Origin of the sequence: Arachnia propionica, assembly GCF_003859805.1 — a bacterium.
In the GTDB taxonomy this organism is placed as follows: domain Bacteria; phylum Actinomycetota; class Actinomycetes; order Propionibacteriales; family Propionibacteriaceae; genus Arachnia; species Arachnia propionica_C.
Map to the genome: position 1 here is coordinate 21,405 of NZ_RQZG01000004.1, position 24,943 is coordinate 46,347.

The window sequence follows — 24,943 nt, forward strand, 5'->3', positions numbered from 1 at the left end:
GTCACTTCGCCAGGACGTGACGCTGTTCCCACAGCTGCACCCAGGTGTGACGGCCGTCCTTGGCGCGACGCTTGACCACCTGGTCCCAGTAGGCACGCAGCCTGGCCCCGTCCTCGGGGTCATCCTTGCGGACCGCGCCGAGCAGTTGACCGGGGATGAGTCGCACCCCGTCGCGGGCGTGCGGGAAGAAGGCCCCTGCCAGGGCGATGGAGCCGGAGATCGCCACCGCCTCCGCCGTGGACAGCACCGTCGAGGGCTTCTCCACTGACCAGCCCTCCTGGGTCCTCCCCGAGCGCAGCTCACGGAAGGCCGTGACGAGGGTCTCCACCACCACCTCGTCAACGGTGGCGGGGGCCCCGGCGGCGACCAGCGCCTGCCTGGTGCGTTCGGTCACGAGAGCGATCTCGGCCGCGGCGTCGGTGATCGGGTCGACGGCCTCGAAGTTGAACCGTCGCTTCAGGGCCGCGGACATCTCGGAGACGCCACGGTCACGCAGGTTGGCGGTGGCGATGATGCAGAACCCGGGGGCGGCGTGGACGGCGTACTCGCCGAGTTCGGGGACGGCGAGGCGACGCTCGGACAGCACCGAGACCAGGCCGTCCTGCACCTCGGGCAGGCAGCGGGTGATCTCCTCGATGCGGGCGACCCGTCCCGTCCGCATGGCGGCGAGGACGGGGGAGTCGACGAGCGCCTCCTCGCTGGGGCCCTTCGCGAGCAGCTGGGCGTAGTTCCAGCCGTAGCGCAGCTGGTCCTCGGTGGTCCCGGCCGAGCCCTGCACGGTGAGGCCGGAGGTGCCGCAGATCGCCGCGGCCAGCAGCTCCGACAGCATGGACTTGGCGGTTCCGGGTTCGCCGACCAGCAGCAGGGCCCGCTCCCCGGCCAACGTGATGACGCAGCGTTCGATGAGCGAGACGTCGCCGACGAACTTGCGGCTGACCTTCAACCGGTCGTTGCCTGAGATGAAGGACACCACCGCCGACGGGGTCATCCGCCAGCCGGGGGGTCGAGCCCCGGGCTCCTCGGCGAGCCGGGCCAGCTCGTCGGCATAGCGCACCTCGGGCGGCGGCACCTGCTGGGTCTGTGGGGAAGTCATCGTGTGTGGTGCCTCTCGGTTGTTTGGTCGTCGTGGCCGGGGATGTGGCCCTCACGGTAGCGCCGCCAGGCGTCGGTGAACAGTTGGGGGAGGGGAATGAGTGGGAGGACGACCTCGAAGGGTGGTTTCACCTTGGGGGTGTTCTCGAGGTGGTAGAGGGGGGTCTTCCAGGTCTCCAGGGGGAGGTGTGGGCTTCGGGCTTCAATCCAGGCGCCGGGGAGGAAGAGGGTGCGTCCGGCTCGGGGGCGTGTGGCCTCGATGACGAGGCCCGCTTCGATGAGGGGTTGGGCGGCTTTGAGACGCTGGGTTTTCTTCCAGTTGTTCCAGTGGTGGATGTTCTTGTCGGTGGGGTTGTGGAGGGTGAGGAGTTGGAGCCAGTAGCGGGCTGAGTCCTCTGGGAGGTCGAGGGTCTGTTGTACGTCGGTGACGAGGTCGGGTGTGGAGGCGAGGGGGTCCTGGGGCCAGCCGTGGCCGGGGGTGCGGAGCCAATCCTGGATGGGGGCGAAGTGCCCTGCCGCCACCGCTGCCAGGTCGGCGATGTCCGCAGCCTCGGAGAACCCCTTGGGCATGGCCCTGGCGCGGTCCAGTTCGAGGTCCCAGTTCTCGACCAGGTTGGGGTCGAAGACGATGTCGTCGTGGTCGTCGCAGTGGGTGATGCACCAAGGACCGACATGGGCGATGGTTCCGGCAGGGGCCTGCTCGAATCCGGGCAGGCCGAGAATGGCCCGGATGCGGTTCCGGTCAGGAGAGGCGGTTCCCACCATGTGGGAGTACTGGGCGCGTTTGCTGGTGGAGATCATGTGGTCCAGCCGGTCGGCGAGCCACGGGCGAAGTGGATCCTGCAGGGGAAGCTGGGTGGCCAGCCACAGCCAATGTGTCGTCAGGGTCAGGTCTGCGTCATTCGCGGTGAGCTGTCTGACACCGCTGCCCCCGCCGTAGGGGAAGCTTCGTTCTGCCTCGGTGATGATCGCCTCCGGCAGCGTGACCGAGGCAGCGTGGTGTTCCTGCCAGCGGGCGATCATCGCGTCGACGTCGAGACCGTCACGGGCGACCCGCATCGGGTCAGCGACCCCTGTGGACAGCAGATCGACCAGCACGGTGGTGCCCAGATCCTGGAGGAAGTCCTTGGCCGCTGCCGCCTCGGCGACCTTGAGCCCCAGGAACTCCCGGACCTGCTTCGGCAGCCAGTTGTGGTCCCAGGACTCCATGTTCGGCATCCCGGCCAGGAAGATCTTCGCGGCGGGCAGGGGCCAGCCGGTGGCCTCGGCGAAGCGTTCCGGGGCTGTCGGATCCCATGGCGGGGCGCCGTCCTCGAGCAGGATCATGAACGCTGCCACATGATCGTCGAGGTTGACCCCACTGGAGCGGCTGTGCGGGGCGGTGACGAATCCGTCCACCTCCGCCGGGATGGCCCCGCCGGGGGACAGACACACCGCGAAGAGCGTCAGATCCGGCCCCTCGAAGCCCAGGACGAGCCCTGGGCCGGTGGCGGTTTCCACCACGTCCCCGACATCCAGGGTGTCGTCGCGGCTGGCTGGCTGGCGGAAGGTGAAGAGCACGGACTCGGGGCGATGGAGGCCGCTGTCCCGGACCGCGCCCAGAGCTGCTGCAGCCCCCTCGATGAGCTCCCGCGAGGCGAATGGACGGCAGACCCCCGCCAGGAACAGCTCCGGATGCATGAGCTGGAGCTGCCCGATCCTGCCGGAATGGATCCTTGCGCTGGCCTGCCCGGCCAGGATGGCGTTCAACATGCGCAGGTCGTCGCGACCGTACACGCGCCCATCATTCACCCACGCGACGGCGTCCTTCGAGGGGGCCCAACCGCTGAAGGTTCCGTCAGCCTCGACAGTGCTTGCTGCCTGGAGTTGCCGTAGCTGTTGGACCTGGCGGTTGATGCGCAGGGCCAACCAGCCGACGGTGACGGTGAGGGCCGGGTCAGTGGTGCCGAGCAGTCGTTCCGCGGCGGCAATCACTGGTTTGGGCAATTTCTTTGGTTCCTCCGGGGACCAGTCGGGCAGGGTGGCGAGCAGATCGGCCACGTCCTCGGCCCGTATCGGTCGCATTCGGGTGCTTCCCCGGGTGTCGCGGATGGCCTTGGCAGTGAGCTCAGCGGGATCGGCGAAGGCCTCGAATTCGCTGAGTTCTTCGGCGAGCTCTGTACGTGCCCTGGGGGAGTACAGCCCTGCCAGACGCTCCAACTCCAAGGCGAAATCCGCCGCCGTGCTATCGGCTGTCAATCGTGTCCTGGCCCAACGGTGGAGAAGCTGTCGGCTGCCCTCATGAGCCAGAACGATGGACAGGTGATCCCGAATCACATCCTCCAAGCCACGGGCGGCGGTGTCGGCGTACTCGCTGGCGGCAAGGTGGCTGAGATCAGAACGACGGTCGTCGCACACCCACTCCCACAAGCGGAAATCATACGACCAGGTCGAGGGATTGTGTATCTGAACCCGGCATTCGAGTGAGAGAGCGGCGTCGAGCAGTTCCGGCTTGACGTCGAAGTACCTGAGGGTGAGTTCCAGGGTGCGGCCCGCCTGGGAAGGCAGGGCACGGATGAACCGGGAGAGCCCCGCAGGAAAGTCATCCCTCCGGCCGCGACATTCCTTGGTGATGAAACGCTGTATCCAGTCGAGGACGTCGCGGTCCCCGGCCCGCAGCTCGTCAGCGACACCGGTTGCCTCCAGGACCGGGAGCCAGTCGGCGGTCGTGACCCCGTCGGGAGTGAGGGTGAAGAGGCGATCCTTCAGCGCGGGGTTGTGCCGCGCCAAGGAGGTGAGCGCGGCAAGGTGGCTGTTCCAGAACGCGCGGGGTGCGTTGCCGATCGAGGCGGCGGGCAGCAGTGCGTTGAGGACACGTTCGTCGATCTCCTGCTGGTCGGCCCCGGCGGCCTTGACCAGGCGTTTGATGTCCGTGGCGAGGCCCGCGTGGGGAGGCAGGCCAGCTCGCACCCGGTCGATGTTGAGCTGGATGAACCGTTCCAGGGCGTCGGTGGGGTTGAGGCGTTGCAGGAGGGATGTGGATTCGGCGGTGAGTTCCTGGGCGCCGAGCGCCCCGGCGAGCGCGAACTCCAGCAGCGCGTGGTGGTGGCGCTCCTCGTCGATGGCAATGTCGTGGGTGCGCTCGGCTTCGCGGGCCTTGGCGAAGTACTGGGTGGCGTAGGTGCGGTTGTCGTGGGCCAGGAAGATGCGGGCCGCTTCCTCGAGAAAGGTGGGGAGGAAGTGTGGGGCAGAGGCGCTGAGCCCGGCGACGAGCTCATCGAGCATCCGCTTGGCCGCGCCCGGTCTCGATCCGGCCAGGTGGTTCGCCTGCTGGAGGTCGCCGACCAGGTTGAGGGCGTGCCGGGCGTTCGCAGGGTCGGTGAGGATGGGCCAGGCGGGGAAGCCGACGGCTCGGGTCCGGATGTGGTCGACCGGGGCAGAGGCGGTGTGGTGGAGGCCCAGTACCGCGAGGCTGAGGTCCTCGACCTCGGCGAGGGGTTCCCGAACGAGTCGGACGATCTGCCGGTCGCTGAGGGTCGGGTGGCGGTATGTGCGGGCCTGGGCAGGGACGGTGTCGGCGACGGGGGCCGTCGACACCCCTCCCAGATCTGCGGTGCGGATGTTGTCGATCATTGCCTGCGGTACCTCTCGGTTCTGAGTTCGACGTATCCCGGTACGTCGCCGCCCTGGTGACGCCGCCAGGCATCGGCGAACAGCTGCGCCACGGGGGTCGTCGGCGCCACCACACCCCGGCGGGGTTTCACCCTCGCGGCGTGCTCGAGGTCGAAGAAGGGAGCCTTCCACACCTCCATCGGCAGGTGTGGGCTGCTGGCCTCCAGCCAGCCGCCGGGGAGGAACAGGGACCGCCCGGCGCGAGAGCGTTTCGCCTCCACCACCAGCCCCTTGGCCAGCAGCTCCGTTCCTGCCGCCCGGCGCTGCTTCCTGGTCCACCCGTTCCACGACTCGACGTTCGCGTCGGTCGGGTCCGGCAGGGCCAACAGCTGCAGCCAGTAGCGGGCCGCCTCCATGTCCAACCCCAGAACCGTGGCGGCCTGCGCCACCAGCTGCGGTACCGAAGTGCTCGGGTCGGTGGCATGTCCTGGGCGGGGGAGACGGAGATCGGCCAGCAGATCGTCGATGCGGATCGGGTCGGTGGCCTCCCACAGCCGCTCCAACTGGTCGGCGACGAGCCGACGGAGCGGGTGCTCACCCGGCAACACGTAGGCCAGCCACAGCAGCAACGGGATCGAGCCCTGATCCAGGTCCTCGCCATCGCGCAGCCAATCGATCTGAAGCGAGCCACCCCACACCAGGCGATCCGCCCCTTGCCGAATCGGAGCGTCGATGAGGATGATCTCCGGGACAAGCTGTCGCCAACAGGAAATCATCGCCTCGACGTCGAGGCCCTCGGTCACCACCCGCAACGGGTCCTTGGCTCCCGCGGCGACCAGGCGTGGCAGCACCCCCACACCCAGACCATCCAGGAAGAGACGGGCAGTCGCAGCCCCGGTGTTGGTGATTCCAAGCTGAGCCAGCAGCTCGGAGGGTAACGCGTGGTTCCACCAGGGCAGGGCCGCCATGCTCACCGTCGCGGCGACACGTCCCCAACCAGTGGCCTCGGCCAGCTGCTCCGCGGGCTCCGGGCGCCACGAAGGCGCTTCCTGGTCCAGCAGGTGGGTGAAGGCATCGAGGACCTGCGCGACCGGCGTGCCTGTGGCTTCCAGTACAGGGGTGACCGTGAGGCCGTCGACGGCGGTGGGAATTGCGCCGCTCGGGCACCAGGCCAGCACGTCGGGATGGAGGTAGTGGTGATTCGTCCCCAACAGCACGCAGGGGCCTGTCGGGGTGTCAAGGACTGTGCCTGCCTCGTAGCGTTGCAGCGGGAGCGGGAACCGGAACAGTGCCCCTCCCGTCAGCCCCGCGTCCGCGAACGCCCCGACGAGTGCTGCCAGCCCGCCGACCTGTTTCCGCGTCAACCCGGGCGAGCAGGCGGTGGCGAGCAGCGCCTCGGGCACCACGATGGCCGCGGCTGTCGTGCCCTCGTCGAGGCTCTGCCACAGCCGGTGCGCACCCCGACTCCCGCCCAGCCTCTCAGCCAGCAGCCGGGCAGCCTTGCGCTGGTCGCGGTGTCGGATCAGGTTGTATCGGGGGAAGGCCCAGAAGGCCGGATCGGAGTTCGGTTGGTGGGAGGCGAAGCTGGGCTCTGGCGCGGCGGGCCTGGCCGGTGTCTCCTCGACGGCAGGGGTTGGGGCAGGCGTGGGAGCCTGCGTCGGGTTCTCCTTCTTTCGCTGTTTCGGCTGCCTGACCCGGGGCCCGAGCTCCGCCTTCAGCTGCACGATCTGCACGGCCAGCCAGGCGACGGCGTCCACCAGAGCGGGGTCCGTGGAGCCCAGCACGGCGACGGCCTCCGCCGTGAGATGCTCGGGAAGCCGGTGTGGCTTCGAGTTCCCTCCGGCCAGGACCTCCTCCGCGGCCGCGATGATGGCGGCCACGTCGTCGGCCTGGCAGCCTCGCATCCGGGCGCTCACCGCCTCGTCCCTGACCCGTAGCTGGTGCCAGGCCCCGGCGGCACGCTGCCCCAGCCGGTGCAGCAGGTGAGGCTTCCCGGCCGCGTCCGGAGCGGTGGGAAGCGGGCGCCCCTCGTCGGTGCAGAGCCTTCCCTGTTCCGTGAGCAACCAGTGCCCGCCACCGGGCCGACGGATCATTCCGATCATCGGCTGCCCGTCCGGGAGATGCACCGTGGTGCCGTCGACCCCCAGGTGCAGGATGCGGCCATCCGGGTGCTGCAGGGTGGCCCAGCCGTGGATGCCGTCCTTGGTGGGCAGCAGGGACGAGGATGTGGTGGGCGCGGCGGGGTGCCAGTGCAGCAGGCTCTGATCCCGGTACCGGGTGCTGAGCCACAGCCGCCACCCGTCGCGGAGCCACGGCTCGATCAGCCGGGCCAGGGCTTCCGGCAGCGAACGGCGAACCCGGCCACCCGTGACCGGGTTGACCTCCCACACCCCGTTGGGGGTGCGGTGATCCTCCACCCGCCAGTAGCGTTCCCCGTCGCTGAGGATCTGCACGGGGTCCTGGAAGTCGGCGGTGGTGTCACCGACCCGCTGGACGGCCTTCTTCACCAGGCGGCCACCGTCGACGGGCAGGCTGAGAGTCGGACCTTTGACGTGGAAGAGCCAGCCCAGCCGGTGCTCGGTTCCCGGGGCGTTGGACCAGGTGAGCACCCAGTCCTGCTTGGCAGTGGTCTTCTTGCATCCCGTCACCCCGTCGATGAGGGTGTAGAGCCACTGGTTGGCGTCCTGGACCTTCGTCCACGCCGACGTGCTCTCCGCCACCACCTGGTCGCCGTCGATCCACTTCACCACGCCACGGGAAGCCACACCGACGGCGGGCCACGCCTCGTGGAGGGTGACGGTGCCGGGGAACTCTGCGACGGCCCGTTCGAGGGCGGGCCAGGCGAGTTCGGTCAGCAGCCCATCACGCAACGAGCGCGCCAGCAGCTCCGCGGGTTCGAAGGCATCGGCCAGGGCGGGGGCGAGATGGGCGAACTCGGCTCGTTTCGAACGGAGAAACGCGCCGAGGCGCTGCTGCTCGGCGGTGATCTCCGCCAGCGTGGGCTCCTCGGGCAGCCGGGGCTCAGCCCACTCCAGCAGCAGCCGGGCCGTACCAGGGCAACTGGCGAGGGCCTTCAGGCGACCCGACTTCAGGGCCTCGGGAATGCCGCCAGCGACCAGCCAGGCCAGATCGCTGGTGCACAGGGCAACCAGGTCCGCTCTCGGCTGGGCGTTGCTCCACCAGCCGAGGTCCAGGGCGTCGGTGGGATGTTTCGCCTGCTGGATGTGGACCGTCATTCCCGCCGCAAGGAGGGCGTCAACTGTTTGGGGATGGATCCGGCCGAGCGGCAGCGGGATCGTGACGTCGCGCCCTGTCAGGTTCGGCAGCTCACGAACCAGCGCACACATCGCGGCGACGTCGCTGCGGCTGGTGGCGACGTGGTCGCGGATCACGTACCGCTCCACCCAGCGGTGGGAGTCCAACTCCCCGGAACGTAGCCCGTCGGCCACCCCCGAGGCCTCCAACACCTCCAGCCACACGTTGGAGGGCAGGGCGGCGGGGACCACGGCCAGCAGCGCGTGCCTCAGCTTCCCATCCAAGCCGGTGAGTTTCGGCAACAGGGGAGTGAGGGCGTTCCAGAAACCGGCGTCGGCCGATCCGAGGGCGGGCAGCGGGGCCAGTTCGGTGACGAGCCCCAGCACAGTCTGCTCGACGTCGCGCCCGGCGGCCCTCGCCAGACGCGTCACATCGGTGAGCAGGCTGGGATACGGAGGGACCCCGCCCGCGGTGCGCAGCACCACCAGGTGCAGGAACTGCTCCAGCGCCTGCTCGGCCCCGACCCGCTCCACCATCGCCCGGGACTCGTTGCCCAGTTCCTTGACGCTGATCGCCCCGGCCAGGGCGAACTCCAGGAAGGCCTCGCGGTGCCGGTCCTCGTCGATGGGGAGGTTGTGGACGCGTTCCGCCTCCCTGGCCTTCCCGAAGTACTGCGTCGCGAACTTCAGTGACTCCACCCCGATGAAGATGCGGGCCGCCTCCTCGAGGAAGGTGGGGAGGAAGTGGGGTGCGGAGTTGCCCAGCGTCAGGGCCAGTTGGTCGAGCAGTTCCTTGGCCAGCTTGGGTTTCGTGCGGGCCAGTTTCGCCGCGCGGTGCAGGTCGCCGACGAGGTTGAGGGCATGGCGGGCATTGGCCGGGTCGTGGCGGATCGGCCACGCCGGGAAACCTGCGGTGCGCGGCCGGGTCGCGCCGACGGGGGTTGCGGCCGTGCGTCGGAGCCCGATGGCCGCCAGCGCCATGTCCTCCGCCTCGGTGAGGTTGTCGCCGACGAGCCGCACCACCACCCGGTCCTCGAGGGCCGGGTGCTGGTAGCGCAGGGCCAAGGCGGTGACGGTGTCGGGCTGGGGTGTGACGGGGATTCCGCCGAGCTCGGCGGTGCGGGGGTCGTCGATCATCAGCGGCGGGTCCTTTCGGTTCTGAGTTCCACGTAGCCGGGGACGTCGCCGCCCTGGTGACGCTGCCAGGCGTCGGCGAAGAGCTGGGGGAGGGGGACCCGTGGCACGACGATGTCGTGGTGCTGTTCCAGCTTGGGGATGTCCTCGAGGTCGTAGAAGGGTGCCTTCCAGGCCTCCAGCGGCAGGTGTGGGGTCGTGGCCTCCAGCCAGCCGCCGGGGAGGAAGTAGGAGCGTCCCGCTCGGGCGCGTTTCGCCTCGATGATGAGTCCCTTCTCGACCAGCGGTGCGGCTGCCTTGACCCGGTGGGCCCTCTTCCAGCCGTTCCAGGTCCCGATGTTCTTGTCGGTGGGGTTGGGCAGGGCCAGCAGTTGGAGCCAGTAGCGGGCCGAGTCCTCCGGCAGATCCAGCGCGGCTTGCACCTCGGCGACGATCTCGGGCGCGGAGGTCATGGGGTCCGGTGCCCAGCCGTCGCCCGGGGTGCGCAGCCATTCCTGGAAGACGGCGAAATGCCCTGCCGCCACGGCGGCCAGGTCGGCGATGCGGCGGCTCCAGTAGGAACTGACGGTACGCATGGTTCGGGCGCGCTGGAGTTCGAGTTCCCAGTCCTCGACCTTGGCGGGGTCGAAGGTCAACTGGTCGTCGTGCTCGCCCCGGGTGAGGGTCCACGGGCCGACCTGCTGGATCGTCCCCTGTGCGGTTGCGGCGAAGGTCGGTAGGCCGAGGATGGCGCGGACCCTGTCCTTGGTGTCCGAGTACATGTTTCCCTCGATCTGACGGTCGAGGCTGGTGGTGAGCATGGGTTCCAGCCGGTCGGCGAGCCATGGGCGCAGCGGGTCGTTCAGGGGAAGCCGGGCGGCCAGCCACAACCAGCCGGGCAGGTCATCGAGGCTCGCCTCGTCCGTGGTCAAATGGTCGACTCCTCGGTTGCTGCCGTGGTAGCGCACCGCCGGTTCAGCGTCGGCGAGGATGTCCTCGGGAAGGACGACGGTGTCGTCCTCGGGGAGCGATGTGGTGTCGCCGGCGTTGGCCTTCCAGCACGCGATCATCGCGTCGACGTCGAGGCCGTGCCGGACCGTCCGCATCGGGTCGCTCGCCCCGGCCCGGACCAGCTTCATCAGCAACCCGTCATCAAGACCTTCCAAGAACTCCTCCGCCGTCCTGGCATCGACCACCTTGAGGCCCAGTAGTTCCCGAACCTCCTTCGACAGACGGCCGCGGCGTGAGCACCCCCGCCACGATATTCCAGCCAGGAAGATCTTCGCCGCGGGCAGCGACCAGCCGGTGGCCTCAGCGAAGCGTTCCGGTGCGGTGGGGTCCCATTCGGGTCCGCCGTCGGTGAGCAGCGACTCGAAGGCGGCCCGGTGGGTGTCGAGGTCGATCCCACTGGAGCGGCCGACAAGTTCCGTCGGCGTGTCCTTCACCTCATCGGGGATACCTCCACCCGGGGAGAAGAAGTGGAACTCCCTCCAGAAGACCGCTCCGTAGGAGCTCAGCACGACAGCAGGGCCGGTGGGGGTGCCCACCAGGTTCCCGTTCTCGAAGGCCTGTCTGGTCCCGTAGTACGGTGATTCCCGGAGCTGGACGCTGAAGATGGTGGCCTCGGGGACGTGGAGCCCGCTGTCGAGGATGGCTCCGAAGGCGGCGGCCGCACCTTGGATCACCTCGACGGAGGCGAAGGGACTGCATGCTCCGGCGAGAAGCAGCTCCGGGTGCAGCAGACAGGTACGGGTGGTGGGACCGATATGGTCCATCTCCTTCAACCTCCCGGCCAAGGCGTCGCTGACCTGCCGCAAGCTGTCCCGTGACGGGACATCGAATCCCCAGAGCCACGAGACCGCCTCATTGGAAGGCCTCCAGCGGCTGAAGGTGGCGGCTTCCTCGCGCCTGCAACTCTCCCGCAGCTGCTGGAGTCGCTGGACTTGGTGGGTGATGCGCAGGGCCAGCCAGCCGACGGCGACGCTCAACGCCGGATCGGTGGTGCCGAGCAGCCGCTCGGCCGCCTCGACCACCGTGGCAGGCAAGCAGGCCGGTTCACCCGTCGTCCATTCCGGCAGGGTTGCGATGAGATCCGCCACGTCCGCTGCCTGGATGGTGCGCATGCGGGTGCTGACGGCCTCGTCGCGGATGCGGAGGTGGTGCCAGCCCGCCAGGGGCAGGCGGTGGAGGAGGTGGGGTCTGCCATCCGCGGCGCTGGCCGTGGTGAGCGGGGCGAGGCTCTCCAGGTGGAGGGCACCGTCGAGATGGATGAGCCAGTGGCCGCCTCCCGGCCGGGACAGTCTGCCCCCGAGCCACGTGACGTCCTGCGCCTCCGTGCCCCGCCAGCTGAACCCGTCGATCGCGTGGGCACGGAACTCACCGTCGCGTTCCAGGAGGACCCAGCCATGCTGGCCGTCGGCGACACCCAAGGGCGAGTTCACCGTATCGGGAGTGGCGGGCATCCACTGGGTCAGTGACGGGATCAGCGAGAAGCCGTCGCGGAGATCCGCTTCGACGAGGTCGGCCAAGCGCGGCGGCAGCGACCGCCGACCGAGTGTGCCCCTGGCTGGAGCCAGCTCTTGGAACACTGGCCAGCTGTCGTAACCTATCTTGTGGCCCCAGTAGGAGGACCCTTCCTGGAGTACGTGACCAAGCTCCTCCTCGGGGAAAGCCGTTGCGGCGGGTCGGAGGATTCCCGCACCGATCAGTCGTCCGGCCTCCGTCTCGAGGGAGATGTCATGGAAGGATCGGTGAACCCAGTATGGCGACATCCTGTGGTGGTTGGCGGGGTCGCTGGCCCAGGTGAGGTGTTTGTCCCTGGAGTCGGTCCAGCTGAGACAGGCGGTGTCCTCGCCCACCCGGAACCAGGCCCACTGGAAGAAGCGATCGCCGTGGGGGACGTCGATGGTGACATCCGCGCCGCGCTCATCGCCCTTGACCCAGATGATGCGGTTCTTCCGGGTCACGCCGAACCAGGGCCAGGACTCCTGGATGGACACCTCGTCGGGGTCGGCCTCGTCGTACCCGAGCTCGCTGGCAGCGGCCTCGAGGGCGGGCCAGGTGAGCTCGGTGAGCAGGCCGTCACGGATGGCCTTGGCGGTGAGTTCCGCGGGGTCGGCGAGAGTCTCGAAGTGGCTGAGTTCCGTGTCGAGTTCGGCGCGGGTGGTGGGGGTGTAGAGAGGCTTCAGGCGGTCGAACTCCTTGAAGAACTCGGGGGCGGTGGAGTCCTCGGTGAGGGTGGTGGTGGCCCAGCGATGCAGGAGCTGGCGGCTGCCCTCGTGGGCCACCAGCACGTCGAGAAGCCCATCGAGGTCCACCTCGTCCAGTGCGGCCGCAGCCTTGCTGGCGTGCTCGCTGGCTGCCAGATGCGTGAGGTCAGAGCGGCGGTCATCCCACAGCCAGCCACCGAGGCGTAGGCGTTGCCGGTCAGGGTTGCTCGATTCGATGAACTCCACCCGGCAGCCCCGCGAGAGCAGGGCATCGACCAGTTCGGCAGTGACACGAACGGGAGGGCAGCGGAAGCTGATGGTTCGTCCGCCCAGGCGTGGGAGGGAACGGATGAACTGGGACAGTTCCGCTGGGAGGACGGAGGAACGTTGGGACTCGCGGAGAACGAACCGCCTCAGCCAGTCGGTGACGTCCAGGGTGTCGGAACGCATCTCCTCGAGGACCCCTCCTGCCTCGAGCAGGTCGAGCCAGGTCCTCATCGTCACCGTGCCCGGGGTGAGGGTGAACAGCGCTCGTCTCACCTCGCCGGAGTTCCGTGCCATCGTGGCGAGGGGCTGCGAGTAGGTCTCCCAGAAACTCTGTGGAGCCGTACCGAGCGACGGGGAGCGCAGCAGGGCGGTCAGCAGACGTTGGTCGACCTCCGACTGCTGGGCCCCTGCCGCATTCACCAGGCGCTGGATGTCCTTCTGGAGGCTGGAGTGCGGGGGAACGCCACCGTTGGCGCGACCGATGATGAGTTGGATGAACTGTTCCAGCGCGGCAGCAGGTTCACAGCGGTCGAGAAGGGCCTTGGCCTCGATGGTGAGTTCCTTGGCGCTCAGCACTCCGGCGAGGGCGAACTCCAGGAGGGCGTGACGGTGCCGCTCCTCGTCGATGGGGACGTTGTGGACGCGCTCCACCGTGCGGGCCTTCGTGAAGTAGGCGCCGGCGTACTGGCGGTTCTCCTGGGCCAGGAAGATGCGGGCCGCCTCCTCCAGGAAGGTGGGGAGGAAGTGCGGGGCGGAGGAGGCGAGCCGGGTGGCGAGGTCGTCCAGCATCGTTCTCGCGGCCTTCGGCTTGGAGCGGGCGAGGCGCTCTGCGCGGTGGAGGTCGCCCACCAGGTTGACGGCGTGCCGGGCGTTGGCGGGATCGTTCAGGATGGGCCAGGCGGGGAAACCGATGGCCTGGGCGCGGACGTGCCCGACCGGACGCGAGGCGTCCGGGGCAAGGCCGAGGACCGCCAGGGCGATGTCCTCGGCCTCGGTGAGGGGTTCGCGGACCAGCCGGACGACGGTGCGGCCATCCATCATGGGGTGGGTGTAGCTGCGGGCCACCAGGGGGGTGGTGTCAGCGACGGGGCTTGTCGCGACACCACCCAGCTCGGCGGTACGGATGTCGTTGATCATCGGCGGCGGTACCTCTCGGTCCTCAGCTCTTCGTAGCCGGGGACGTCGCCGCCTTGGAAGCGCTGCCAGGCGTCGGCGAAGAGCCGGGGGAGGGGAACGGTCGGGACCACCACGTACCAGCGGGAGTTGACCTTGGGGGTGTCCTCCAGCTCGTAGAAGGGCGCCTTCCACACCTCCAGCGGCAGGTGCGGTGCCCTGGCCTCCATCCAGCCGCCGGGGAGGAACCAGGAGCGTCCGGCGCGGGAACGTTTGGCCTCGATGACAAGGCCCTTCTCGAGCAGCGGTGCTGCGGCCTTGACCCGGTGGGTCTTCTTCCACCCGTTCCAGAGATCGATGTTCTTGTCCGTCGGGTTGTGCAGGGCCAGCAGTTGGAGCCAGTAGCGGGCCGAGTCCTCGGGTAGGTCCAAGGTGGTCTGCACCTCGGCGAGGGTCTCGGGTGCGGAGGTCAAGGGGTCTGCGGCCCAGCCGTCGCCCGGGGCGCGCAGCCATTCCTGGATGGGGGCGTAATGCCCTGCCGCCACGGCGGCCAGGTCGGCGATGCGGCGGCTCCGGTGGAACCCATCGGCGGGCATGGACCGGGCGCGCTGGAGTTCGAGTTCCCAGTCCTCGACCTTGGCGGGATCGAAGGCCAACTGGTCGCTGTGCTCTTCGCGGGTGAGGGTCCATGGGCCGACTCGCTGAACCGTTCCCTTGCTGGTGGAGGCGAAGGTCGGCAGGCCGAGGATGGTACGGATTTGGTCCTTGGTGTCGGAGTAGATGCTTTCCTCGTACTCGCGGTCGAGGCTGGTGGCGAGCATGTGCTCCAGCCGGTCGGCGAGCCACGGACGCAACGGATCCACCAGAGGAAGCCGCGATGCCAGCCACAGCCAGTGCGGCAGCTGATCCAGGCTCGCACCGTCCTCGGTGAGCCGTTTCACACCGTGACTGCCGCCGCCGGCGATGACCCGACCGGCCTCGGTGATGATCTCCTCGGACAGGGTGATCGAACCAGCCGTGTGCTCCTTCCAACACGCGATGATCCCGTCCACGTCCAGCCCATGGTGGACCACGTGCATCGGGTCGGTCACCCCGGCCCTGACCAGGGCGACCAACAGTTCCAGGGGCAGACCGCGCAGGAACGTACGCGCTGCTGCTGCCTCGGCGACCTTGAGACCGAGGAATTCCCGGAGGTCCTTCGGCAGCCAGTTGTGCTCCCACGAGTCGAGATTCGGCATTCCCGCCAGGAGGATCTTCGCCGTGGGCAGGGACCACCCGGTACCCTCGGCCAGACGCTCCGCAGCGCCAGGCTCCCAGGCCGGGCCACCGCTGCTGAGCAGGGCCTCGAAGGCGGCGGTGTGGGCGTCGAGATCGATCCCACTGGAGCGGTCGACCAGTTCGGTGGCCTTCTTGTTCACCTCGGCAGGAATCCCACCCGATGGACAGAGGAGGAAGAAGACCCGGTCATCTCTGGTGTAGTCGGAGTCCAGCACGACGGCGGGGCCGGTGGGGGTCTCCACCCGATGCCCGTACTCCAGGTCGGAGACGAACAACCCGTCGGGATACCTCACCAGGAAGGTGACGGTCTCCGGTTGGTGCAGACCGCTGTCCTTGATTGCCCCGAAGGCCGCCGCAGTGCCCTGGATCAGCTCCGGAGAGGCCAGGGGAGTGCATGCCCCAGCGAGCAACAGCTCCGGGTGCAGCAGCGTGGTGCGGGCCTTGGAAGTGACGACGAAGCGGTCCCACCGCTGCCCGTCGAGCGCCCGGTTGATGCGGGTGAAGCCCTCATGGGTGAGTACGCTGCCCCTGGGCAGCCAGCCCACGGCCTTGTCTGACGGCATCCACTGCCCGAAGGTCCGGGAGGTGTCGCCCTCGCTGTCATCCCGGAGCTGCTGCAGCCGCTGGGTGGCGCGGTTGAGGCGCAGCGCCAGCCACCCGACGGCGACACTCAACGCCGGGTCGGTGGTGCCGAGCAGCTGCTCGGCGGCCTCGACCACAGCATCCGGGAGGGATTCGGGCTCGTCGTGGGACCACTGAGGCAGGGCCGCGATGAGCCCCGCCACATCTGCGGCCTGCATGGTGCGCATCCGTGCGCTGACGGCCTCGTCGCGGACGCGGAGGTGGTGCCAGCCCGCCACGGGGAGGTCATGCAACAGGTGAGCCCTGCCTCGGGCGCTGCAGGCGATGCTGAGCGGAGCAAGGTTCTCCAGATGCAGGATGCCGTCCACGACCAGCCAGTGCCCGCCTCCTGGTCGGGCCACGTGGGCACCCGGCCAGGATGAGCCGTGATGTTGTGTCACACCTCGCCATGTGAAGCCGTCGATGCCACGGGCCAGCAGCTCGTCGTCGTCGCGCGTCAGCAGCACCCAGCCGTGCTGGCCGTCAGCAACCCCCAGAGGGGAGCCCAAGGTCTCGGGGACGGCTGGCATCCACTGGGTCTGCCGGGACTCCAGGCAGAAGCCGTCGCGAAGGTCCGCCTCGACGAGGGCGGCCAGACCCGGGGGCATCGATTCCCGGCCGAGTTTTCCGGTGTCCGGGTCAAGGGCATGGGGGTCCTGTTCCCACGGTTCATGGCTCCAGTGGGAGGAACCCTCCTGGAACACGGTGGCCCGCCCGGAGGTGGGGAACTGCGCCGCTGAGGGGCGGAGCAGCCCCGGGCCGCGCAACCGACCGGCCTCGACCTCGAGGGAGAAGTCACCGAAGTCAACGGACGGCCAGTGGTGAAATTCCTGCTTGTGGTGGGTGGCGGGATCGCTGGCCCACGTGAGATGCCTCGACCATGAGGAATCCCAGCTCAGGCAGGCCGTGTCTCCAGCCACGAGGAGCCAACGCCACTCGCTGAACTTCTGCGCACCCGGGACGTCGATGGTGACGTCTGCGCCGCGCTCATCGCCCTTGGTCCAGATGATGCGGTTCCTGCGGGCCACGCCGAACCAGGGCCAGGACTCCTGGACGGACACCTCGTCGGGGTCGGCCTCGTCGGAACCCAGCTCGGCAGCTGCGGCCTCGAGGGCGGGCCAGGTGAGTTCGGTGAGCAGGCCGTCGCGGATGGCCTTGGCGGTGAGTTCCGCAGGGTCGGCCAGGGACTCGAAACGCGCCAGCTCGCCTGCCACCTCGGCGCGGGCGGCGGGGGTGTAGAGGGGCCTCAGGCGTTCCAGCTCTGTGAAGAATTCAGGTGCGGTGGAGTCCTCGGTGAGGCTGGTGGTGGCCCAGCGATGGAGGAGTTGTCTGCTGCCCTCGTGGGCCAGCAGGACCTCCAGGTGTTCGCCGAGCTTCACCTCCGCGAGCCCTGCCGCAGCTCGGGGGGCGTGCTCGCTGGCGGCCAGGTGGGTGAGGTCGGAGCGGCGGTCATCGGCCAGCCAGCCAGCCAGGTCGAACCGGTTGCGCCAGTCGTGAGTGTGGTCCATCTCCACCCGGCAGCCACGCGACAGGACGGCGTCGATCAGCTCCGGTTCGGTGTCCCTCGGGTGCAGAGGAAGCTCCAGCACCCTGCCCTCCTGGGAGGGAAGGCTGCGGATGAACTGCGAGAGCTCGGCCGGGAAGTCGCTGTTCCAGGTGCGGCTCTCCTTGCAGATGAAGCGGTCGACCCAGTCGAGGACGTCGCGTTCCCCGCTCCGCATCTCGGCCAGGATCCCAGCGGTCTCCAGGACCTGCAGCCAGCCAGCCGTCTTGGCGCCGTCGGGGGTGAGGGCGAACAGCAGGTCCCGCATCTCGGGGGTGTGTTCCGCCATCCGGGCGAGTGGTGTCATGAAGGCGTTCCAGAAGGCCTGCGGGGCCTTGCTGACGGCGGGGGAGCGGAGCATGGCGTCGAGGAGACGTTCGTCCACCTGCTGCTGGTCGGCCTTGGCGGCCTTGACCAGACGCCTGGTGTCGGTGTGGAGGTTCGCGTAAGGGGGGAGGCCGCCCTTGACGCGGTCGATGTTCAGCTGGATGAACTGCTCGAGCGCCTCCTCCGGGCTGTGGCGTTCCAGGAGGGCCTTGGACTCGGTGGTGAGTTCCTTGGCGCTGAGCGCCCCGGCGAGGGCGAACTCCAGCAACACCTGACGGTGGCGGGTCTCGTCGATGGGCAGGTTGTGGATGCGTTCGGCCTCGCGGGCCTTGGCGAAGTACTGCGTGGCGTAGGCGCGGTTGTCCAGCGCCAGGAAGATGCGGGCCGCCTCCTCCAGGAAGGTGGGGAGGAAGTGCGGAGCAGAGGCGCCGAGCCTGCTGGCGAGTTCATCGAGCATGTCCTTGGCCGGCCCGGGGCGGGACCGGGCGAGCTTGGCCGCGCGTTGCAGGTCTCCGACGAGGTTGAGGGCGTGCCGGGCGTTGGCGGGATCGTGGAGGATCGGCCAGGCCGGGAAACCGATGGCCTTGGTCCGGACGTGTCCCACCGGAGCCGAGGCAGCGCCCTCGAAACCCATGACGCCGAGGCTCAGGTCCTCCACCTCGGTCAGCGGGACGCGGACCAGCCGCACGACGGCGCGGTCGTCCAGCATCGGGTGGGTGTAGGTGCGAGCGAGCAGCTCCACGGAGTCGGGCACCTCGGTGGCCGCCACCCCACCCAGTTCGGCGGTGCGGGAATCGGGGATCATTCGTCCTCCTCCTTGGCCACCTTGCGACCGGCGAAGATGTGGGCGGCCATCCTGACCCCCTCGGAATAGGCCAGGGGCCCGACCTCAGCCACCGGGATCACCTGATCCGCCACCGTCCAGTGCAGGTCCCCCGTGACGGTCTCGGCCTCGGGGTAGTCCGCGCCGATCCAGTACCGCGCGGTCACCGGCTCTCCCTCCTCGAAGCACACGCAGGTGGCGTACCCGCCCGAGACCTTGAACCCGGCGGAGCGGGCCCGACCCGTCGCGAACCGCAGCTCCTGGAACTCCCCGCCCGCCCAGTCGTTGAGCTCGGTGGTGGCCGCCTCCAGGTCGGCGGGCTTGCGATGCACCTCCCGGAACAGCTGGTCAAGGCGCTGCTTGATACCGAGTTCCACCGAGAACTCCCGGAGATCCTCCAGATCCTCCAGCAGCGCCGGGTGCGGCAGGAGCACCCGCTCCGCCGTGATCGTCACAGACTCCCCATCGAGGTCGACGATGCCGAGGCCCTTCTCGTCGGCGGAACGCAGGAACCCGGCGACGCCGTCGTCGGTGGCGATGACGAGGTCATGCAACCAGGACCGCCACGACTCGTCGGCCCACACCTCCGCCAGGAGGACCCGTGGGACCGGCAGGGACCGCAGCAGCCATCGCTCCACCTCAGCACCCGCCTCGAGGTCGTGCTGGTGCAGGAAACTCAGCAGGGCGTCCAGGTCGTCGAAGGCCTGACTCCTCTTTGCCTTCGGGGGCACGGAGGCCAGCTCCTTGCCCTTGTCGTTGCGGGCGATGATCGCGCCGTCGCGGATGGTCAGCTCGTGTCCGGTACCAGTCGGGGTCCAATCCATGCGTGAAGGCTATCGAGGGGCACTGACAAAAATGAAGTACCAAGTGGGAGGCCGGTTGGGCGACAACCTTCAGGGGTGTCCCGGTCAGTCGCCGTCCGAACACCTAGAATGCCGATGGGAAGGAGAGCGATGTCCACGCCACATGATCCCCAGCACAACCAGCCGAACCAGTTCCCGGGCCCGGACGGTCAGGGGACTCCGCAGAACATCCCACCGCAGGGCTACCCTGCTCCGCAGGGCTACGGTGCTCCGCAGCCTGGTGGACCACAGCAGCCCCATGGTCAGCAGCCTGTGTACGGCCAACCGCAGGGGTACGGCCCGCAGGCCGCCCACGGTCAGCAGGCCGGACACCCGGGCCAGACCGAGCCACCGAGAAAGAAGAACCTCCCGCTCATCATCGGGGCCGCTGTCGTGGCCCTGGCAGTGCTGGGACTCGGCATCGCCGCGGCGATGGGGGCCTTCGGCACGAAGGACGACGACACCAGCCCCACGCCCCAGCCGAGCGCTGCGGAGACCAGCGACGGTGGGCAGGCAGCCCCCAACAGCCTCAAGGGCGTCGTCGAGGCCTACCTGAACGCCCTGGCCAAGGGAGACGCCAAGGCCGCCCTCGCGTTGATCACACCCCTCAGCAACGCTGACCTCTCACTGCTGACCGATGAGGTGCTGAAGGACTCCCTGACCAGGGCACCCATCACCGACATCCAGGTCTCGGAACCGGAAGGCACGGATTCCCCGACGGTCAAGGCGTCCTACAAGCTGGGTGACGAGGTCGTCGAGGATGAGTACAAGTTCAACGGGGATGACAAGAAGATCTTCAGCCCACTGACGGAGCTGGGCCTCCACTCGGTGAAGAAGATCACGACCACGGTCAACGGGGTCGATCCCAAGACGGACAATCCGGTGGTGTTTCCCGGCAGCTACATGGTGGCCAGCGACAACGAGTACCTGGAGGTGGAGGGAGAACTCCCGATCCTGAAGAGGAACTCGCAGGACCACGCCACCACCTCCCTCACGATCAAGGTGAGCCAAGCCGGTGTCGACATGTACCGCTCCAAGGTGATCCCCGAGGCGGAGGCCTGCCTGGCCTCCAAGAACCTGGACCCCGGCTGTGGCATGCCGTTGGGGGACACCCTGGACGATGGCACCACCCTCGCCGAAGGGTCCATCACCCGCACCCAGAACGCCGAGGCGCAGAGCACGCTGCGGAACATCACCCCTCAGCCGGGAAACGATGTGCCGACCGTCATCACGGCCCGGGACTTCGGCAGTTTCGAGGTGTCAGCCACCTGCACCGAGCCCAGTGGGGAATCCGGTGAGTGCGGTGTCATCGGGTTCGGCAAGAACGGTCTGTCCTGGCCGAACGCGTCGATCGACCTCAACGATCCCGAACTGAAGGTGATCTGGGAGTACCAGTGATCTGAGACCACGTGACGGGAGGCCTGTTCGGGGAAGCGTCCACAGCATCTCTGAGCGAGGATGCTGCTGTTCTCCGGACAATCCTCCTGGAGCCGGACTGCGGGAGAACCCGTTGTCCGGCTCCTTGCCGTGATGGGCACTTCGATGGTGACGTGTCGATCGTCCTGTTCGTCGGCACTGCCACGGGTGTGTCCTGGAATTCAGCCGAGGAAGGAAACCGATGTCAACGCCGCATGATCCCCGTCAGGTCCCGCAGAGTGCTCACCCCGGTCCTGACTTCCAGGGGCCACCTCCGCCGACCCACGGGACACCTCCGGGACACGGTGCCCCACCGTATCCCTCTCCCTGGGGACAGCCCGGGCAGTTCTCCCAGCCGGGGTACGGCGACCCGCACCAGGCCCATGGCGCCCAGGTGGGACCCCACCAGCAGTATCCCCACGGTTGGCAGCCGACCCACGATCCCCACGGCCACCCCATCCCGCCCGCCCCCAGAAGGAACACAGCGCTCATCATCGTGGCCACGGTGGTGGCGGTCGCCGTGATCGGCCTCGGTGCGGCCTTCGCGGCGGGACTGCTCCCGCTCAAGGGATCAGCCAGCCAGGAAGCCGGTCCCGGTGCGACGGATGCGTCAACAGAACCCTCCCCGACATCGCCTCCGACCCGTCTTCCCAGCACACCCAAGGAGGTCGTCGAGGACTACCTCGGGGCCATCGCCCGGGGAGACGCGGAAGCCGCCCGAGCCCTGATCGTGGACTCCACCAACCCGGACAAGTCCCTGTTGACGGATGAGGTGCTGAAGGAATCCCTGACACGTGCACCCATGACCGACATCACCGTCGAGGAGGGTTCAGGATCGAACCTCCGCGACGCCGTCAAGGTGACCTACACCCTCGGCGGCGAGGTCATCAGCGACGAGCTCAACGTGAACATGAACGAACGGAAGATCCACTACGCGCTGCCCCACCTGTACCTCGGCCCGGTCCAGGGGTTGGCGGTCAAGGTCAACGGGGTGGTGCCGCAGAGCGACCGGCCCCTGGTCTTCCCCGGCAGCTACCAGGTGGTGAGCGACAACGAGTACCTGGAGGTGGCGGGCGAGAACATCATCACCAGGAAGTACTCCTCGGACCACACCTACACGGACCTGAAGGTCCAGGTCAGCCAGGCGGGCATCGACCTGTACCGGGAGAAGGTGGTCCCCGAGGTCAAGGCCTGCCTGGCCTCCACCCAGATCGATCCCGGTTGCGAGATGGCGTTGTCCGCGACCTCGAACGACGGCGCGACGATCACGGAGGGCACCGTCGTGCGCACTCTCGACGCCGAGGGGCAGCAGACGCTGGAGAACGTCGTTCCCAGGCCCGGGTACGACATCCCGACCGTCATCAGTGCGAACGACTTCGGGTACCTCAGGATCACGGCCCGGTGCACCACCGCGGACGGCGGGTCCGCCGAGTGCCGGCCACGCATCGGAGCGGGCACCCTGTGGTCCACCGCATCCATCGATGTGACCGACCCGGACCTGAAGGTGGTCTGGAGCAGGCGGTGAAACCGGGTCAGCCGATCTCCCAGGAGGAGCGCCCCTCCATCGCCGCCTGCAGTGCCGCCGTGGGGTCCTCCGCCCGTGCGGAGGCCAGCTGGGAGCGCAGTTCGGCGTCGTAGGCGGGGCGTTCCACCCGGCGGAAGATCCCGACGGGGGCGCGGTGCAGCACCCCGTGGTCGGTCAGCTGGGCCAGGGCGAAGGCCTGCGCAGGATCGTCGCGGGAGACGTCGTGCACCACGACCCGGTCCTCGGGTGTGTCCGCGGTCTCCGCGACCTCCAGCACACCGTCGTCACGGCGAGCCACGCACCGCTGCCCCTCCGCGCCGAAGAGGATCGGTTCCCCGTCACGCAACGGGATCAGCGCCTCCGTGGCCGCCGGTCCCTTCAGGGCGTCGAAGGCCTCGTCGTTGAAGATCGGGCAGTTCTGGTAGATCTCGATGAGGGCGGCCCCTTGGTGTCGGGCCGCGGCCGCCATCACCTCGGTCAGCATCGCCCGGTCCGAGTCGACGGCGCGCGCCACGAAGCTGGCCCCGGCCCCGAGTGCCAGGGCCACCGGGTCGAACGGGGCGTCGAGGGACCCGTAGGGGGAGGACTTGGTGAGCTTGCCCAGCTCCGAGGTCGGGGAGTACTGCCCCTTCGTCAACCCGTAGATCCGGTTGTTGAACAGCAGGATGGTGAGGTTCACGTTGCGACGCAACGCATGGATCAGATGGTTCCCGCCGATCGAGAGCGCATCACCGTCACCGGTGACCACCCACACGTTGAGGTCCTCGCGAGCCGAGGCCACCCCCGTCGCGATCGCGGTGGCACGCCCGTGGATGGAGTGCATCCCGTAGCAGTCCACGTAGTACGGGAACCGCGACGAACACCCGATGCCGGAGACGATGACGGTGTTCTCCCGCGCGATGCCGAGCTCCGCCATCATCGCCTGGAAGGTGGAGAGGATCACGTAGTCGCCACACCCGGGACACCAGCGGACCTCCTGGTCACTCGTGTAGTCCTTGCGGGTCAGCGGGCCGGACGCGGCCGGGACCAGTGAGAGACCGTTCATCACTTCTCCTCCAGGTGAGCGATCTGATCGATGAGGTGCTCCTCCAGCTCCGCGATGGAGATGGGAAGCCCGCGGACCCGGGAGTAACTGGCCACGTCCACCAGGTAGCGGGCCCGCAGCAGGAAGGCCAGCTGGCCCAGGTTCATCTCCGGGACGATCACCCGGTCGTAACCACGCAGCACCTCGCCGAGGTTGGCGGGCATCGGGTTGAGATGGCGCAGGTGCGCGGAGGCCACCTCATGGCCGCGAAGCCGCACCCTGCGAGCCGCCGCCGTGATCGGACCGTAGGTGGAGCCCCACCCCAGCACCAGGATGCGGGCACTGCCCGACGGGTCATGGACCTCGAGGTCCGGGATGTCGGCGACGATGCCCTCCACCTTCGCCGCACGGGTGCGCACCATCGCGTCGTGGTTGTCCGGGTCGTACGAGATGGCCCCGGTGACGGCGTTCTTCTCGATGCCGCCGATCCGGTGCTCCAGCCCGGGGGTGCCTGGGATCGCCAGGGCCCGGGCCAGCCGTTCGTCGCGGACGTAGGGGTGGAAGGTGGGGGTGCCATCGGGTCGGGTGCCGTTCGGCTCCGTGGTGAATCCCGGATCGATGGCGGGGATGTCGGCCAGGTTCGGGATCCGCCACGGCTCGGCACCGTTGGCGATGTAGCCGTCGGTCAGCATGATGACCGGGGTGCGGTAGGTCAGGGCGATCCGGCAGGCCTCGACGGCGGTGGTGAAGCAGTCTGCGGGGGACTGGGCGGCCAGCACCGGTACCGGGGCCTCCCCGTTGCGTCCCAGCACCGCCTGGAACAGATCGGCCTGTTCGGTCTTGGTGGGCATCCCCGTCGACGGTCCCGCCCGCTGCACGTCAACCACCACCAACGGCAGCTCGGTCATCACCGCCAGCCCGATGGCCTCCATCTTCAGCGCCATGCCCGGACCCGAGGTCGTCGTCACCCCCAACGCCCCCGCGTAGGAGGCCCCGATCGCGGCACACACCCCGGCGATCTCGTCCTCCGCCTGCACCGTCATGACACCGACGTCCTTGCGGCGGCTCAGCTCGTGGAGGATGTCGGAGGCCGGGGTGATGGGGTAGGAGCCCAGGAACAGCTGCAGCCCGGACCGATCCGCACCCGCCATCAGCCCGTACGCGGTGGCGAGGTTGCCCGTCACCTGCCGGTACCGGCCCGAGGGCATCGGGGCGGAGGCGACGGTGTAGCGGTGCTCGAAGACCTCGGTGGTCTCACCGTAGGCGTGTCCGGCGTTGAAGGCCGCGATGTTGGCGTCCCGGATCTCGGGCCTGTCCGCGAACTTCGTGCGCAGGAAGTCGAGGGTGCCCGCCGTCTCCCGCGAGTACAGCCAGCACAGCAGCCCGAGGGCGAACATGTTCTTCGTGCGGTTGGCCTCCTTGCGTCCCAGCCCGAACGGTTTCGCCGCTGCCGCCGCCATGCCGCTCAGGTCCAGTGCGTGCACCTTCCAACCGTCCAACGAACCATCGGTCAACGGATCGGAGTCCCAGCCCACCTTGGCCAGGTTGCGTTTCGTGAAATCGGCCTGGTCGACGATGATGACGCCTCCGGCCGGCAGGTCACCGAGGTTCGCCTTGAGGGCCGCCGGGTTCATCGCCACCAGCACGTCGGGACGGTCCCCCGGGGTGACGATGTCGTAGTCGGCGAAGTGCACCTGGAACGACGAGACCCCCGGCAGGGTTCCCTGCGGGGCGCGGATCTCCGCGGGGAAGTTCGGCAGGGTCGCGATGTCATTGCCCAGTGACGCCGACTCGGCGGTGAACCGATCCCCCGTCAACTGCATCCCGTCACCGGAGTCCCCGGCGAATCGAATGACCACGCGATCCAACGAGCGTGTCTCAGCCACGGCCTGTTCCCTCCTCAAT

Annotated in this window: 10 protein-coding genes; 2 read left to right on the top strand and 8 right to left on the bottom strand. The window is 68.6% G+C overall.

Features of this window, described 5'->3' with window-relative positions:
* Window position 1 precedes the first annotated feature (1 nt).
* Genes EII34_RS04480 through EII34_RS04505 form a run of 6 tightly spaced genes read right to left on the bottom strand, consistent with a single transcriptional unit; the run spans window position 2 to window position 19,055 of the window.
* A complete protein-coding gene (locus EII34_RS04480) occupies window positions 2-1,093 on the bottom strand; it encodes an ATP-binding protein (protein WP_124843368.1) in 1,092 nt (363 codons plus the stop codon).
* Window positions 1,090-4,704: a hypothetical protein gene (locus EII34_RS04485; protein WP_124843370.1), complete on the bottom strand. Its 3,615-nt coding sequence runs from the start codon at window positions 4,702-4,704 to the stop codon at window positions 1,090-1,092. Before EII34_RS04485 ends, EII34_RS04480 begins: the two co-directional genes overlap by 4 nt.
* Window positions 4,701-9,074, bottom strand: coding sequence for a hypothetical protein (locus tag EII34_RS04490; RefSeq protein WP_124843372.1), 4,374 nt, complete (start codon window positions 9,072-9,074; stop codon window positions 4,701-4,703). The genes EII34_RS04485 and EII34_RS04490 overlap by 4 nt, the downstream gene beginning before the upstream one ends.
* Window positions 9,074-13,663, bottom strand: a complete 4,590-nt coding sequence (locus EII34_RS04495) for a hypothetical protein (protein ID WP_124843374.1) — start codon at window positions 13,661-13,663, stop codon at window positions 9,074-9,076. Before EII34_RS04495 ends, EII34_RS04490 begins: the two co-directional genes overlap by 1 nt.
* Window positions 13,660-18,213, bottom strand: a complete 4,554-nt coding sequence (locus tag EII34_RS04500; RefSeq protein ID WP_124843376.1) for a hypothetical protein — start codon at window positions 18,211-18,213, stop codon at window positions 13,660-13,662. Before EII34_RS04500 ends, EII34_RS04495 begins: the two co-directional genes overlap by 4 nt.
* Entirely contained in the window at window positions 18,210-19,055 is an 846-nt protein-coding gene (locus EII34_RS04505; RefSeq protein ID WP_124843378.1) for a DUF4132 domain-containing protein, read from the bottom strand. The genes EII34_RS04500 and EII34_RS04505 overlap by 4 nt, the downstream gene beginning before the upstream one ends.
* A gap of 129 nt (window positions 19,056-19,184) precedes the next feature.
* On the opposite strand from EII34_RS04505, the gene EII34_RS04510 reads away from it, so the two are divergent.
* Together EII34_RS04510 and EII34_RS04515 are read left to right on the top strand one after the other, a co-directional pair.
* Window positions 19,185-20,471, top strand: coding sequence for a hypothetical protein (locus tag EII34_RS04510; protein WP_124843380.1), 1,287 nt, complete (start codon window positions 19,185-19,187; stop codon window positions 20,469-20,471).
* 220 nt (window positions 20,472-20,691) lie between these two features.
* Window positions 20,692-22,014 carry a hypothetical protein gene (locus EII34_RS04515; RefSeq protein WP_124843382.1) on the top strand — a complete coding sequence of 441 codons (1,323 nt, stop codon included), beginning with the start codon at window positions 20,692-20,694 and terminating at the stop codon, window positions 22,012-22,014.
* 7 nt (window positions 22,015-22,021) lie between these two features.
* On the opposite strand, the gene EII34_RS04520 is transcribed toward EII34_RS04515, so the two are convergent.
* Entirely contained in the window at window positions 22,022-23,059 is a 1,038-nt protein-coding gene (locus EII34_RS04520; RefSeq protein WP_124843384.1) for a 2-oxoacid:ferredoxin oxidoreductase subunit beta, read from the bottom strand.
* Window positions 23,059-24,924: a 2-oxoacid:acceptor oxidoreductase subunit alpha gene (locus tag EII34_RS04525; protein ID WP_124843386.1), complete on the bottom strand. Its 1,866-nt coding sequence runs from the start codon at window positions 24,922-24,924 to the stop codon at window positions 23,059-23,061. The genes EII34_RS04520 and EII34_RS04525 overlap by 1 nt, the downstream gene beginning before the upstream one ends.
* Window positions 24,925-24,943: the final 19 nt, after the last annotated feature.

What these genes read in the sequence shown, in the direction of transcription:
- EII34_RS04480 (WP_124843368.1), bottom strand. Translation starts at nt 1,093, where the DNA reads ATGACTTCCCCACAGACCCAGCAGGTGCCGCCGCCCGAGGTGCGCTAT.
- EII34_RS04485 (WP_124843370.1), bottom strand. Translation starts at nt 4,704, where the DNA reads ATGATCGACAACATCCGCACCGCAGATCTGGGAGGGGTGTCGACGGCC.
- EII34_RS04490 (WP_124843372.1), bottom strand. Translation starts at nt 9,074, where the DNA reads ATGATCGACGACCCCCGCACCGCCGAGCTCGGCGGAATCCCCGTCACA.
- EII34_RS04495 (WP_124843374.1), bottom strand. Translation starts at nt 13,663, where the DNA reads ATGATCAACGACATCCGTACCGCCGAGCTGGGTGGTGTCGCGACAAGC.
- EII34_RS04500 (WP_124843376.1), bottom strand. Translation starts at nt 18,213, where the DNA reads ATGATCCCCGATTCCCGCACCGCCGAACTGGGTGGGGTGGCGGCCACC.
- EII34_RS04505 (WP_124843378.1), bottom strand. Translation starts at nt 19,055, where the DNA reads ATGGATTGGACCCCGACTGGTACCGGACACGAGCTGACCATCCGCGAC.
- EII34_RS04510 (WP_124843380.1), top strand. Translation starts at nt 19,185, where the DNA reads ATGTCCACGCCACATGATCCCCAGCACAACCAGCCGAACCAGTTCCCG.
- EII34_RS04515 (WP_124843382.1), top strand. Translation starts at nt 20,692, where the DNA reads ATGTCAACGCCGCATGATCCCCGTCAGGTCCCGCAGAGTGCTCACCCC.
- EII34_RS04520 (WP_124843384.1), bottom strand. Translation starts at nt 23,059, where the DNA reads ATGAACGGTCTCTCACTGGTCCCGGCCGCGTCCGGCCCGCTGACCCGC.